Consider the following 13,723-nt stretch of genomic DNA (forward strand, 5'->3'; position numbering starts at 1 on the left):
AACGAGAGCCGGAGCGCAGCGGAGGGAACCAAAATGCGCAGCATTTTGGCGTCCCGTTGACGGAATGGTTAGCCGTTTCGACGCGCATAAACGGAGTGGGTGTACGGAATTACAGCTTGAATGGTTTCGGTTGAGACAAGCTCGAATTCTGTTTCGTTGAGCATTGGGAAGAAGGCGTCACCCTCGAAGGTTTGATGTACCTCAGATAGAAACACGCCGTGGGCGTGAGGTAGTGCCAGAGTGTATATCTCAGCTCCGCCCGCGACGTAGAGTTCATTGCCGAGTTCGGATGCCAAAGCGATAGCGTGCGACAGCGTTGAAACAACTACGCAGCCAGTGGCGCGGTAGTTAGCTTGGCGTGAGATTACCAATGTGTGACGGTTCGGTAGAGGCTTGCCGATAGACTCAAAGGTCTTTCGCCCCATGACAACGACTTTTCCCTCAGTGAGTCTGCGAAAAATCTTCTGCTCACCCGGAATTTTCCAGGGGATATTAGGACCATTGCCAATAACCCGATTGGCTCCCATCGCAGCAACGAGATAAATGCGTACTGATTCCGAGTTCATATGGCTAACTTTGTTTTAGGGCGACTGCCCTGCTGCGTAACATCGTTGCTGCTCCATAACATCAAACATCGACCCACGGCGTAACGCGCTTGCTGCTTGGATGCCCGAGGCATAGACTGTACAAAAAAACAGTCATAACAAGCCATGAAAACCGCCACTGCGCCGTTACCACCGCTGCGTTCGGTCAAGGTTCTGGACCAGTTGCGTGAGCGCATACGCTACTTGCATTACAGCTTACCAACCGAACAGGCTTATGTCCACTGGGTTCGTGCCTTCATCCGTTTCCACGGTGTGCGTCACCCGGCAACCTTGGGCAGCAGCGAAGTCGAGGCATTTCTGTCCTGGCTGGCGAACGAGCGCAAGGTTTCGGTCTCCACGCATCGTCAGGCATTGGCGGCCTTGCTGTTCTTCTACGGCAAGGTGCTGTGCACGGATCTGCCCTGGCTTCAGGAGATCGGAAGACCTCGGCCGTCGCGGCGCTTGCCGGTGGTGCTGACCCCGGATGAAGTGGTTCGCATCCTCGGTTTTCTGGAAGGCGAGCATCGTTTGTTCGCCCAGCTTCTGTATGGAACGGGCATGCGGATCAGTGAGGGTTTGCAACTGCGGGTCAAGGATCTGGATTTCGATCACGGCACGATCATCGTGCGGGAGGGCAAGGGCTCCAAGGATCGGGCCTTGATGTTACCCGAGAGCTTGGCACCCAGCCTGCGCGAGCAGCTGTCGCGTGCACGGGCATGGTGGCTGAAGGACCAGGCCGAGGGCCGCAGCGGCGTTGCGCTTCCCGACGCCCTTGAGCGGAAGTATCCGCGCGCCGGGCATTCCTGGCCGTGGTTCTGGGTTTTTGCGCAGCACACGCATTCGACCGATCCACGGAGCGGTGTCGTGCGTCGCCATCACATGTATGACCAGACCTTTCAGCGCGCCTTCAAACGTGCCGTAGAACAAGCAGGCATCACGAAGCCCGCCACACCGCACACCCTCCGCCACTCGTTCGCGACGGCCTTGCTCCGCAGCGGTTACGACATTCGAACCGTGCAGGATCTGCTCGGCCATTCCGACGTCTCTACGACGATGATTTACACGCATGTGCTGAAAGTTGGCGGTGCCGGAGTGCGCTCACCGCTTGATGCGCTGCCGCCCCTCACTAGTGAGAGGTAGGGCAGCGCAAGTCAATCCTGGCGGATTCACTACCCCTGCGCGAAGGCCATCGGTGCCGCATCGAACGGCCGGTTGCGGAAAGTCCTCCCTGCGTCCGCTGATGGCCGGCAGCAGCCCGTCGTTGCCTGATGGATCCAACCCCTCCGCTGCTATAGTGCAGTCGGCTTCTGACGTTCAGTGCAGCCGTCTTCTGAAAACGACAATGGAGGTGGTAGCCGAGGGTGTGGAAACACCCGACTGCCTTGCGTGGTTGCGGCAGGCGGGTTGCGACACGGTGCAGGGTTTCCTGTTCGCCAGGCCGATGCCGGCGGCGGCCTTCGTCGGCTTCGTCAACCAATGGAGGAACACCACCATGAACGCCAATGAACCGAGCACCAGTTGCTGCGTGTGCTGCAAGGAAATCCCGCTCGATGCCGCCTTCACGCCGGAAGGGGCCGAGTACGTGGAGCATTTCTGCGGGCTGGAGTGCTATCAGCGCTTCCAGGCGCGGGCCAGCACTGCGACCGAAACCAGCGTCAAACCGGACGCTTGTGATTCGCCGCCGTCAGGTTGAGGCATACCCTAACCTGATGTCAGATGCCATGTGTAAATTGCGTCAGGATAGGATTGAATTTTGAATTTATTGACATATCTCGTTGAAGGTCATAGAGTCTTCCCTGACATTTTGCAGGGAATTCCATGACTGGACAGCGCATTGGGTATATCAGGGTCAGCACCTTCGACCAGAACCCGGAACGGCAACTGGAAGGCGTCAAGGTTGATCGCGCTTTTAGCGACAAGGCATCCGGCAAGGATGTCAAGCGTCCGCAACTGGAAGCGCTGATAAGCTTCGCCCGCACCGGCGACACCGTGGTGGTGCATAGCATGGATCGCCTGGCGCGCAATCTCGATGATTTGCGCCGGATCGTGCAAACGCTGACACAACGCGGCGTGCATATCGAATTCGTCAAGGAACACCTCAGTTTTACTGGCGAAGACTCTCCGATGGCGAACCTGATGCTCTCGGTGATGGGCGCGTTCGCCGAGTTCGAGCGCGCCCTGATCCGCGAGCGTCAGCGCGAGGGTATTGCGCTCGCCAAGCAACGCGGGGCTTACCGTGGCAGGAAGAAATCCCTGTCGTCTGAGCGTATTGCCGAACTGCGCCAACGTGTCGAGGCTGGCGAGCAAAAGACCAAGCTTGCTCGTGAATTCGGAATCAGTCGCGAAACCCTGTATCAATACTTGAGAACGGATCAGTAAATATGCCACGTCGTTCCATCCTGTCCGCCGCCGAGCGGGAAAGCCTGCTGGCGTTGCCGGACTCCAAGGACGACCTGATCCGACATTACACATTCAACGATACCGACCTCTCGATCATCCGACAGCGGCGCGGGCCAGCCAATCGGCTGGGCTTCGCGGTGCAGCTCTGTTACCTGCGCTTTCCCGGCGTCATCCTGGGCGTCGATGAACTACCGTTCCCGCCCTTGTTGAAGCTGGTCGCCGACCAGCTCAAGGTCGGCGTCGAAAGCTGGAACGAGTACGGCCAGCGGGAGCAGACCCGGCGCGAGCACCTGAGCGAGCTGCAAACCGTGTTCGGTTTCCGGCCCTTCACCATGAGCCATTACCGGCAGGCCGTCCAGATGCTGACCGAGCTGGCGATGCAAACCGACAAAGGCATCGTGCTGGCCAGCGCCTTGATCGGGCACCTGCGGCGGCAGTCGGTCATTCTGCCCGCCCTCAACGCCGTCGAGCGGGCGAGTGCCGAGGCGATCACCCGTGCTAACCGGCGCATCTACGACGCCTTGGCCGAACCACTGGCGGACGCGCATCGCCGCCGCCTCGACGATCTGCTCAAGCGCCGGGACAACGGCAAGACGACCTGGTTGGCTTGGTTGCGCCAGTCTCCGGCCAAGCCAAATTCGCGGCATATGCTGGAACACATCGAACGCCTCAAGGCATGGCAGGCACTCGATCTGCCTACCGGCATCGAGCGGCTGGTTCACCAGAACCGCCTGCTCAAGATTGCCCGCGAGGGCGGCCAGATGACACCCGCCGACCTGGCCAAATTCGAGCCGCAACGGCGCTACGCCACTCTCGTGGCGCTGGCCACCGTCACCGACGAAATCATCGACCTGCACGACCGCATCCTGGGTAAGCTGTTTAACGCTGCCAAGAATAAGCATCAGCAGCAGTTCCAGGCGTCAGGCAAGGCCATCAACGCCAAGGTACGTCTGTACGGGCGCATCGGTCAGGCGCTGATCGACGCCAAGCAATCAGGCCGCGATGCGTTTGCCGCCATCGAGGCCGTCATGTCCTGGGATTCCTTTGCCGAGAGCGTCACCGAGGCGCAGAAGCTCGCGCAACCCGATGACTTCGATTTCCTGCATCGCATCGGCGAGAGCTACGCCACCCTGCGCCGCTATGCACCGGAATTCCTTGCCGTGCTCAAGCTGCGGGCCGCGCCCGCCGCCAAAAACGTGCTTGATGCCATTGAGGTGCTGCGCGGCATGAACACCGACAACGCCCGCAAGCTGCCAGCCGATGCACCGACCGGCTTCATCAAGCCGCGCTGGCAGAAACTGGTGATGACCGACGCCGGCATCGACCGGCGCTACTACGAACTGTGCGCGCTGTCCGAGTTGAAGAACTCCCTGCGCTCGGGCGACATCTGGGTGCAGGGTTCACGCCAGTTCAAGGACTTCGAGGACTACCTGGTACCGCCCGAGAAGTTCACCAGCCTCAAGCAGTCCAGCGAATTGCCGCTGGCCGTGGCCACCGACTGCGAACAATATCTGCATGAGCGGCTGACGCTGCTGGAAGCACAACTTGCCACCGTCAACCGCATGGCGGCAGCCAACGACCTGCCGGATGCCATCATCACCGAGTCGGGCTTGAAGATCACGCCGCTGGATGCGGCGGTGCCCGACACCGCGCAGGCGCTGATAGACCAGACAGCCATGGTCCTGCCGCACGTCAAGATCACCGAACTGCTGCTCGAAGTCGATGAGTGGACGGGCTTCACCCGGCACTTCACGCACTTGAAATCGGGCGATCTGGCCAAGGACAAGAACCTGTTGTTGACCACGATCCTGGCCGACGCGATCAACCTGGGCCTGACCAAGATGGCCGAGTCCTGCCCCGGCACGACCTACGCGAAGCTCGCTTGGCTGCAAGCCTGGCATACCCGCGACGAAACGTACTCGACAGCGTTGGCTGAACTGGTCAACGCTCAGTTTCGGCATCCCTTTGCCGGGCACTGGGGCGATGGCACCACATCATCATCGGACGGACAGAATTTCCGAACCGCTAGCAAGGCAAAGAGCACGGGGCACATCAACCCAAAATATGGCAGCAGCCCAGGACGGACTTTCTACACCCACATCTCCGACCAATACGCGCCATTCCACACCAAGGTGGTCAATGTCGGCCTGCGCGACTCAACCTACGTGCTCGACGGCCTGCTGTACCACGAATCCGACCTGCGGATCGAGGAGCACTACACCGACACGGCGGGCTTCACCGATCACGTCTTCGCCCTGATGCACCTCTTGGGCTTCCGCTTCGCGCCGCGCATCCGCGACCTGGGCGACACCAAGCTCTACATCCCGAAGGGCGATGCCGCCTATGACGCGCTCAAGCCGATGATCGGCGGCACGCTCAACATCAAGCACGTCCGCGCCCATTGGGACGAAATCCTGCGGCTGGCCACCTCGATCAAGCAGGGCACGGTGACGGCCTCGCTGATGCTCAGGAAACTCGGCAGCTACCCGCGCCAGAACGGCTTGGCCGTCGCGCTGCGCGAGTTGGGCCGCATCGAGCGCACGCTGTTCATCCTCGACTGGCTGCAAAGCGTCGAGCTACGCCGCCGCGTGCATGCCGGGCTGAACAAGGGCGAGGCGCGCAATGCGCTGGCCCGTGCCGTGTTCTTCAACCGCCTTGGTGAAATCCGTGACCGCAGTTTCGAGCAGCAGCGCTACCGGGCCAGCGGCCTCAACCTGGTGACGGCGGCCATCGTGCTGTGGAACACGGTCTACCTGGAGCGTGCGGCGCATGCGTTGCGCGGCAATGGTCATGCCGTCGATGACTCGCTATTGCAGTACCTGTCGCCACTCGGCTGGGAGCACATCAACCTGACCGGTGATTACCTATGGCGCAGCAGCGCCAAGATCGGCGCGAGGAAGTTCAGGCCGCTACGGCCTCTGCAACCGGCTTAGCGTGCTTTATTTTCCGTTTTCTGAGACGACCCCTAGTTGTTTGCGGTCTTGCGTGGCAGGGAGCAGGCATCTTTAACTTGCCTTTCACAGTGATGCTATGGACTATCATTAGATTAATTATCGTGGTATCGCTTGTATTTATTACTGGAAAATTCGGTCTATCAAGAGAGTTTACTTTCCCCGCAGCAGCAGTAGGTTTAGCTTTTAGTTTATTCCCTGTCCTTGATCATATTGCGTTAGGTTATTCTGCTAAAAATTTCTATGAAACCACTAATTTTATGGGGCAAACGGTTCGGGAATTTGGTGCCAGTAAAATTACGGTCTGGTGGGGTTCGATTTATGCCAAAATAGCCTATGCTAGCCTTGCAGGTTTAATTGGATATGGTGTTAAGGTCGCCACTGATGATTAAAAAAGAAAAACCAACTTGAAGTTGGTTTTTTTGGCACTGTTGCAAATAGAGATTTGAGTCGATGATGTTCCCTTTAAAAAGTACTTAGAGACCGAAAACCCTGTTGATTAGACACACTTCACCCTGAGGCTGACCATAATAAAATGACGATGCTTGTCCTTTACGTAGTGCACGCATGACTTCAATACCTTTAATTGTGGCATAAGCCGTCTTCATAGATTTGAATCCTAATGTGGCCCTGATGATCCGCTTTAGCTTGCCATGATCACATTCAATCACGTTATTTTTATACTTAATCTGCCTGTGCTCAAGGTCTGGTGGACATTTACCTTCCCGTTTTAACCGTGATAAAGCACGTCCATATGTGGGTGCTTTATCCGTGTTGATCACTTGTGGAATTTGCCACTTCTTCACATTATTTAAAATTTTTCCAAGAAAACAATATGCTGATTTGGTATTACGTCTAGAAGAAAGATAAAAATCAATGGTATCGCCACGTTGATCGACTGCACGATACAGATAAGACCATCGTCCATTCACTTTTACATAGGTTTCATCAATATGCCACGAGCTCAGATCTGTAGGATTACGCCAATACCAGCGTAAACGTTTTTCTATTTCAGGAGCATAACGTTGAACCCAACGGTAAATAGTCGTGTGATCAACATTCACACCCCGTTCGGCCAGCATTTCCTGCAGTTCACGATAGCTAATGCCATATTTACAATACCAGCGCACAGCCCAAAGAATGATTTCGCCCTGAAAATGCCGACCATGGAAAGGATTCATATGCTGCACCTTTAGCTAAAACAGTCTTCAGCTTACCATTCGTGGTTATTTGCAACAGTGCCGCTGACGCACACCATCGCCCACCGGGTGGGTCGCTATCTGGAACGGCAAGGCCTGCTGGAACGGGATGTCGAAAACAGCTATCTGGCCTCGGATGCGGTGGATGACGACCCGATGACACCCCTGCTGGGGCACTCGATCACTTACCGTATCGCTGTCGGTTCACAGGCGGGGCGAAAGGTGTTCACTTTGCAAACTCTGCCGACCAGTGGTGATCCGTTCGGTGACGGGATTGGCAAGGTAGCCGGGTCCAGCCTGCACGCCGGCGTGGCGGCCAGGGCCGATGAACGCAAGAAGCTCGAACGGCTGTGCCGGTACATCAGCCGCCCGGCGGTATCCGAGAAGCGGCTGTCGTTAACACGAGGCGGCAACGTGCGCTACCAGCTCAAGACGCCGTACCGGGACGGCACCACGCACGTCATTTTCGAACCATTGGATTTCATTGCAAGGCTGGCCGCCCTGGTACCGAAGCCCAGAGTCAACCTAACCCGCTTCCACGGGGTGTTCGCACCCAACAGTCGGCACCGGGCGTTGGTCACGCCGGCAAAACGGGGCAGGGGCAACAAGGTCAGGGTGGCTGATGAACCGGCAACACCAGCACAACGGCGAGCGTCGATGACATGGGCGCAACGGCTCAAGCGTGTTTTCAATATCGACATCGAGACCTGCAGCGGCTGCGGCGGCGCCATGAAAGTCATCGCCTGCATTGAAGACCCTATAGTGATCAAGCAGATCCTTGATCACCTGAAGCACAAAGCCGAAACCAGCGGGACCAGGGCGTTACCCGAAAGCCGGGCGCCACCGGCTGAGCTGCTCCTGGGTCTGTTTGACTGACGAGCCTGAAGGCCAACGATACCAATCAAAATGCTGCGTTCACAGCGCCGCGGCAGGGATCCGCCGTGCTGGTTGTCGGAAAAGGAGCCGCTAGTGGGAAAGAGGAGGGTAAATTTTCAGCGTTGCTGGCTCCCCGTCAGCCGGATTGGGTTGCATCGCAGGGGTGTCGAAAGAGTCAACTGCGGTCCAAAGCTGTTGGACTTGGGTGAAAAGGGCGTTTATTCTTCCTATACGTGCCGCGTTCCAGGCGGCGACTATGAGGGCTATGTCGATGCCCATGTGCGCCGGCTGGAGGCGCTACGCCGGGCCGGTATCGTCGAGCGGATCGACGCCGACCAATGGCGCATCCCCGATGATCTGGTCAGCCGTGCCGCCGCCCATGACGCCGGCCGAGACAGTCAGGCCAGCGTTCGCGTCCTTTCCCCGGTCGATCTGAACAAACAGATCGGATCGGACGGCGCGACCTGGCTGGACCGGCGGCTGATCCACGGCGAGACGGCCGACCTTGCGCCAACCGGCTTCGGGCAACAAGTCCGCGAAGCCATGGACCAGCGCCGCGAGCACCATATCGAACAGGGCGACGCCACCCGCAGCCGGGACAGCCGCGTCTTCTACCGGCGCAACCTTCTCGCCATCCTGCGGGAGCGCGAGGTAGCCGGCGTCGGATCGGATATGGCTTTGAGTAAGGGCCTGCCGTTCCGCGCCGCCACGGACGGCGAGAGCGTCAGCGGCAAGTTTACCGGAACCGTGCATCTATCGAGCGGCAAGTTCGCCGTGGTCGAGAAATCCCATGAGTTCACCCTTGTCCCGTGGCGGCCGATCATCGACCGCCAACTCGGCCGCGAGGTTATGGGCATCGTGCAGGGCGGGTCGGTGTCGTGGCAGTTAGGGCGGCAGAGGGGGCTGGAACGCTGAGTGCGCCCATGCCGCATTGCGAAGCAAAAGATAATCTGATAAAATGTAGCAATTCATATTCGTAAGCGTGGAGTAATCAGATGGGAAATTCCAAGTCAGCAGACAAGTAAGCCGCAACAACCAGTATTGTTGTTGCGGCGCTCTGTAAGGCTAGTCTCATCTGATTGCTGACGAGCAGACGTCGCCCGGTATTCCTTAATCTTAATCGAGGGTTGATTCGTCATGACCACCACACGCCCCGCGTGGGCCTATACGCTGCCGGCAGCACTGCTGCTGATGGCTCCTTTCGACATCCTCGCTTCACTGGCGATGGATATTTATCTCCCTGTCGTTCCAGCGATGCCCGGCATCCTGAACACGACGCCCGCTATGATCCAACTCACGTTGAGCCTCTATATGGTGATGCTCGGCGTGGGCCAGGTGATTTTTGGTCCGCTCTCAGACAGAATCGGGCGACGGCCAATTCTACTTGCGGGCGCAACGGCTTTCGTCATTGCGTCTCTGGGAGCAGCTTGGTCTTCAACTGCACCGGCCTTTGTCGCTTTCCGTCTACTTCAAGCAGTGGGCGCGTCGGCCATGCTGGTGGCGACGTTCGCGACGGTTCGCGACGTTTATGCCAACCGTCCTGAGGGTGTCGTCATCTACGGCCTTTTCAGTTCGATGCTGGCGTTCGTGCCTGCGCTCGGCCCTATCGCCGGAGTATTGATCGGCGAGTTCTTGGGATGGCAGGCGATATTCATTACTTTGGCTATACTGGCGATGCTCGCACTCCTAAATGCGGGTTTCAGGTGGCACGAAACCCGCCCTCTGGATCAAGTCAAGACGCGCCGATCTGTCTTGCCGATCTTCGCGAGTCCGGCTTTTTGGGTTTACACTGTCGGCTTTAGCGCCGGTATGGGCACCTACTTCGTCTTCTTCTCGACGGCTCCCCGTGTGCTCATAGGCCAAGCGGAATATTCCGAGATCGGATTCAGCTTTGCCTTCGCCACTGTCGCGCTTGTAATGATCGTGACAACCCGTTTCGCGAAGTCCTTTGTCGCCAGATGGGGCATCGCAGGATGCGTGGCGCGTGGGATGGCGTTGCTTGTTTGCGGAGCGGTCCTGTTGGGGATCGGCGAACTTTACGGCTCGCCGTCATTCCTCACCTTCATCCTACCGATGTGGGTTGTCGCGGTCGGTATTGTCTTCACGGTGTCCGTTACCGCGAACGGCGCTTTGGCAGAGTTCGACGACATCGCGGGATCAGCGGTCGCGTTCTACTTCTGCGTTCAAAGCCTGATAGTCAGCATTGTCGGGACATTGGCGGTGGCACTTTTAAACGGTGACACAGCGTGGCCCGTGATCTGTTACGCCACGGCGATGGCGGTACTGGTTTCGTTGGGGCTGGTGCTCCTTCGGCTCCGTGGGGCTGCCACCGAGAAGTCGCCAGTCGTCTAACCGACGACTGGTAGCAGGCCCGCTCCGATGCGGCGCACTAACCATCGAAACCTCGTGAATGTCGGTATCCTGTCTGGCAGGATACCGCTCATTTCCCTTGTTCAGTTCATCGCCGTCGCCGAGCATCTGAATTTTCGGCATGCGGCCAAGGCACTTGGTATCAGCCAGTCGAGCGTCAGCGCGCGTGTGAAAGCGCTGGAGGATAACCTTGGTGTCCTGCTATTTGAGCGCCATGCGCGGGGCGTTCGGCTAACAGACGCAGGCAGGCACTTCATGGAGCGTGTCACGGCGGGTGTCGATCAACTCGATCACGCAGTGAAGACCGCGGAGTGACGGGCACTGGCTGGCAATGTCTAGCAACGGCAGGCATTTCGGCTGAGGGTAAAAGAACTTTCCGCTAAGCGATAGACTGTATGTAAACACAGTATTGCAAGGACGCGGAACATGCCTCATGTGGCGGCCAGGACGGCCAGCCGGGATCGGGATACTGGTCGTTACCAGAGCCACCGACCCGAGCAAACCCTTCTCTATCAGATCGTTGACGAGTATTACCCGGCATTCGCTGCGCTTATGGCAGAGCAGGGAAAGGAATTGCCGGGCTATGTGCAACGGGAATTTGAAGAATTTCTCCAATGCGGGCGGCTGGAGCATGGCTTTCTACGGGTTCGCTGCGAGTCTTGCCACGCCGAGCACCTGGTCGCTTTCAGCTGTAAGCGTCGCGGTTTCTGCCCGAGCTGTGGGGCGCGGCGGATGGCCGAAAGTGCCGCCTTGCTGGTTGATGAAGTACTGCCTGAACAACCCATGCGTCAGTGGGTGTTGAGCTTCCCGTTTCAGCTGCGTTTCCTGTTTGCCAGCCGGCCCGAGATCATGGGGTGGGTGCTGGGCATCGTTTACCGCGTCATTGCCACGCACCTGGTCAAGAAAGCGGGCCATACCCACCAAGTGGCCAAGACGGGCGCGGTCACCCTGATCCAGCGTTTTGGATCGGCGCTCAATCTGAATGTTCACTTCCACATGCTGTTTCTCGACGGTGTGTATGTCGAGCAATCCCACGGCTCAGCGCGTTTCCGCTGGGTCAAGGCGCCGACCAGCCCAGAGCTCACCCAGCTGACGCACACCATCGCCCACCGGGTGGGTCGCTATCTGGAACGGCAAGGCCTGCTGGAACGGGATGTCGAAAACAGCTATCTGGCCTCGGATGCGGTGGATGACGACCCGATGACACCCCTGCTGGGGCACTCGATCACTTACCGTATCGCTGTCGGTTCACAGGCGGGGCGAAAGGTGTTCACTTTGCAAACTCTGCCGACCAGTGGTGATCCGTTCGGTGACGGGATTGGCAAGGTAGCCGGGTTCAGCCTGCACGCCGGCGTGGCGGCCAGGGCCGATGAACGCAAGAAGCTCGAACGGCTGTGCCGGTACATCAGCCGCCCGGCGGTATCCGAGAAGCGGCTGTCGTTAACACGAGGCGGCAACGTGCGCTACCAGCTCAAGACGCCGTACCGGGACGGCACCACGCACGTCATTTTCGAACCATTGGATTTCATTGCAAGGCTGGCCGCCCTGGTACCGAAGCCCAGAGTCAACCTAACCCGCTTCCACGGGGTGTTCGCACCCAACAGTCGGCACCGGGCGTTGGTCACGCCGGCAAAACGGGGCAGGGGCAACAAGGTCAGGGTGGCTGATGAACCGGCAACACCAGCACAACGGCGAGCGTCGATGACATGGGCGCAACGGCTCAAGCGTGTTTTCAATATCGACATCGAGACCTGCAGCGGCTGCGGCGGCGCCATGAAAGTCATCGCCTGCATTGAAGACCCTATAGTGATCAAGCAGATCCTTGATCACCTGAAGCACAAAGCCGAAACCAGCGGGACCAGGGCGTTACCCGAAAGCCGGGCGCCACCGGCTGAGCTGCTCCTGGGTCTGTTTGACTGACGAGCCTGAAGGCCAACGATACCAATCAAAATGCTGCGTTCACAGCGCCGCGGCAGGGATCCGCCGTGCTGGTTGTCGGAAAAGGAGCCGCTAGTGGGAAAGAGGAGGGTAAATTTTCAGCGTTGCTGGCTCCCCGTCAGCCGGATTGGGTTGCATCGCAGGGGTGTCGAAAGAGTCAACTGCGGTCCAAAGCTGTTGGACTTGGGTGAAAAGGGCGTTTATTCTTCCTATACGTTGTCGGCAGCGGGCCAAAAAGGAATACGTCCATGCCCATCGAGGTGAAACCGGCTGTGAGCGCGGGTTCAAGCATATAGCCCGACAGGCGCGTATCCTTGCCGATCACGACACGATGGCGGTGGTCACCGCGACGAAAGACACGGCCAGCCGCCATGCCGACGCGCAAGGCGGTTTCCGCCGTCATCGCGCCTTCGTTGGCTTTGCCACGAATACCGTCTGTGCCGAAATATTTGCGCACCATAAGGTCGATTATCCTGTCGTCGGGTCGCCCTCAAAGGGGACATGCCTGCTGAACCGCGAATATAGAGAAATATCCCGAATGTGCAGTTAACGAATTCTTGCGGTTTCTTTCAGCGCCGCCAATACCGCCAGCCCGTCGCGCAAGGGGCGCGGCTCGTGTGTGCGGATGAAGTCAGCTCCACCTGCGGCGGCGGCAAGCTCTGCAGCGAGTGTCGCGGCCCCGACATCCCCCGGACCACGGCCTGTGAGCGCGCGCAGAAAGGATTTGCGCGAAACAGACAGAAGCACCGGCAAATCGAAGCGCAGCCGCAATTCATCGAACCGCGCCAGCACCGAGAGCGAGGTTTCGGGAGCAGCCCCCAGAAAAAACCCCATGCCGGGATCAAGGACAAGGCGGTTGCGTTTGATACCGGCACCCGTCAGCGCCGCGATGCGCGCGTCAAAGAACGCCGCAATGTGATCCATGATGTCGCCAGCGGGTGCCTCGCGCCGATCTGCCTGCCCGTCTTGCACCGAATGCATAACGACGAGTTTGGCAGATGATTTCGCCAATTGCGGATAGAACGCAGCGTCTGGAAAACCGCGAATATCATTGAGATAGGCCACACCACGCGACAAGGCATAGGCTTGCGTCGCGGGTTGATAACTGTCGAGCGAGACGGGAATGCCATCTGCCTTGAGCGCGTCCAGCACCGGCGCGATACGCGCGATTTCTGTGTCGGACGAAACAGGCGCGGCGTCGGGATTGCTGGATGCCGGACCGAGGTCGATCACATCTGCCCCCTCGGCCATCAGCTTACGCGCCTGCGCAATGGCTGCGTCTGGCGCCAGATACCGGCCTCCATCGGAGAAACTGTCCGAGGTTATGTTGACGATGCCGAAAATGATGAGCGATTTATTCATGGGGGCTTCTATAATAATCTCTGTACACGACAAAAATAGATAA

Annotated in this window: 12 protein-coding genes and 3 pseudogenes; 10 read left to right on the forward strand and 5 right to left on the reverse strand. The window is 58.4% G+C overall.

Annotated elements, in window-relative coordinates; genetic code table 11:
• Positions 1 to 68 precede the first annotated feature (68 nt).
• A complete protein-coding gene (gene dfrA12, locus M1E96_RS21035; protein ID WP_001083725.1) occupies positions 69 to 566 on the reverse strand; it encodes a trimethoprim-resistant dihydrofolate reductase DfrA12 in 498 nt (165 codons plus the stop codon).
• A 144-nt stretch (positions 567 to 710) separates the two neighbouring features.
• On the opposite strand from dfrA12, the gene intI1 reads away from it, so the two are divergent.
• From intI1 to M1E96_RS21060, 5 genes and pseudogenes are all read left to right on the forward strand, one after another.
• Positions 711 to 1,724 carry a class 1 integron integrase IntI1 gene (intI1, locus tag M1E96_RS21040; protein ID WP_000845039.1) on the forward strand — a complete coding sequence of 338 codons (1,014 nt, stop codon included), beginning with the start codon at positions 711 to 713 and terminating at the stop codon, positions 1,722 to 1,724.
• A gap of 202 nt (positions 1,725 to 1,926) precedes the next feature.
• Positions 1,927 to 2,277, forward strand: a pseudogene (locus tag M1E96_RS21045) (DUF3330 domain-containing protein); the annotation flags it as partial.
• A gap of 125 nt (positions 2,278 to 2,402) precedes the next feature.
• On the forward strand, positions 2,403 to 2,963 hold the full coding sequence (locus M1E96_RS21050) for a recombinase family protein (RefSeq protein WP_000147567.1): 561 nt from the start codon (positions 2,403 to 2,405) through the stop codon (positions 2,961 to 2,963).
• A 2-nt stretch (positions 2,964 to 2,965) separates the two neighbouring features.
• A complete protein-coding gene (locus M1E96_RS21055; RefSeq protein WP_369427544.1) occupies positions 2,966 to 5,917 on the forward strand; it encodes a Tn3-like element TnAs3 family transposase in 2,952 nt (983 codons plus the stop codon).
• Complete coding sequence (locus M1E96_RS21060) at positions 5,851 to 6,327, forward strand: hypothetical protein (RefSeq protein ID WP_369427545.1); 477 nt, start codon at positions 5,851 to 5,853, stop codon at positions 6,325 to 6,327. Before M1E96_RS21055 ends, M1E96_RS21060 begins: the two co-directional genes overlap by 67 nt.
• 84 nt (positions 6,328 to 6,411) lie before the next feature.
• On the opposite strand, the gene M1E96_RS21065 is transcribed toward M1E96_RS21060, so the two are convergent.
• Positions 6,412 to 7,116: an IS6-like element IS1006 family transposase gene (locus tag M1E96_RS21065; RefSeq protein WP_001067784.1), complete on the reverse strand. Its 705-nt coding sequence runs from the start codon at positions 7,114 to 7,116 to the stop codon at positions 6,412 to 6,414.
• 63 nt (positions 7,117 to 7,179) lie between these two features.
• Between M1E96_RS21065 and M1E96_RS21070 the strand changes: the two are divergent.
• Positions 7,180 to 8,010 (forward strand): annotated as a pseudogene (locus M1E96_RS21070) (IS91-like element ISVsa3 family transposase); the annotation flags it as partial.
• A gap of 30 nt (positions 8,011 to 8,040) precedes the next feature.
• Positions 8,041 to 8,925: a DUF3363 domain-containing protein gene (locus M1E96_RS21075; RefSeq protein WP_001447541.1), complete on the forward strand. Its 885-nt coding sequence runs from the start codon at positions 8,041 to 8,043 to the stop codon at positions 8,923 to 8,925.
• A gap of 95 nt (positions 8,926 to 9,020) precedes the next feature.
• Here the strand turns inward: M1E96_RS21075 and M1E96_RS21080 are convergent, their stop codons facing one another.
• Positions 9,021 to 9,149, reverse strand: coding sequence for a hypothetical protein (locus M1E96_RS21080; RefSeq protein WP_262961194.1), 129 nt, complete (start codon positions 9,147 to 9,149; stop codon positions 9,021 to 9,023).
• Between M1E96_RS21080 and floR the strand changes: the two genes are divergently transcribed.
• The 3 genes from floR to M1E96_RS21095 all read left to right on the forward strand — a co-directional run bounded on the left by floR (position 9,148) and on the right by M1E96_RS21095 (position 12,300).
• The gene (floR, locus tag M1E96_RS21085) at positions 9,148 to 10,362 is read left to right on the forward strand and encodes a chloramphenicol/florfenicol efflux MFS transporter FloR (RefSeq protein ID WP_000214122.1); all 1,215 of its coding nucleotides are present in this window, start codon (positions 9,148 to 9,150) and stop codon (positions 10,360 to 10,362) included. The two genes, M1E96_RS21080 and floR, sit on opposite strands and share 2 nt — an antisense overlap.
• A 27-nt stretch (positions 10,363 to 10,389) precedes the next feature.
• On the forward strand, positions 10,390 to 10,695 hold the full coding sequence (locus M1E96_RS21090; protein WP_001255015.1) for a LysR family transcriptional regulator: 306 nt from the start codon (positions 10,390 to 10,392) through the stop codon (positions 10,693 to 10,695).
• 111 nt (positions 10,696 to 10,806) lie between these two features.
• Positions 10,807 to 12,300 (forward strand): IS91-like element ISVsa3 family transposase, encoded by a 1,494-nt coding sequence (locus M1E96_RS21095; RefSeq protein ID WP_015344975.1) that lies wholly within the window; start codon positions 10,807 to 10,809, stop codon positions 12,298 to 12,300.
• Between the two features lie 235 nt (positions 12,301 to 12,535).
• Here M1E96_RS21095 and glmM read toward each other — a convergent pair.
• Together glmM and sul2 are read right to left on the reverse strand one after the other, a co-directional pair.
• Positions 12,536 to 12,778 (reverse strand): annotated as a pseudogene (glmM, locus tag M1E96_RS21100) (phosphoglucosamine mutase); the annotation flags it as partial.
• An 86-nt stretch (positions 12,779 to 12,864) separates the two neighbouring features.
• Positions 12,865 to 13,680, reverse strand: a complete 816-nt coding sequence (gene sul2, locus M1E96_RS21105) for a sulfonamide-resistant dihydropteroate synthase Sul2 (protein ID WP_001043260.1) — start codon at positions 13,678 to 13,680, stop codon at positions 12,865 to 12,867.
• Between the last annotated feature and the right edge of the window lie 43 nt (positions 13,681 to 13,723).

It is taken from the genome of Providencia sp. PROV236, assembly GCF_033676985.1.
In the GTDB taxonomy this organism is placed as follows: Bacteria; Pseudomonadota; Gammaproteobacteria; order Enterobacterales; family Enterobacteriaceae; genus Providencia; species Providencia manganoxydans.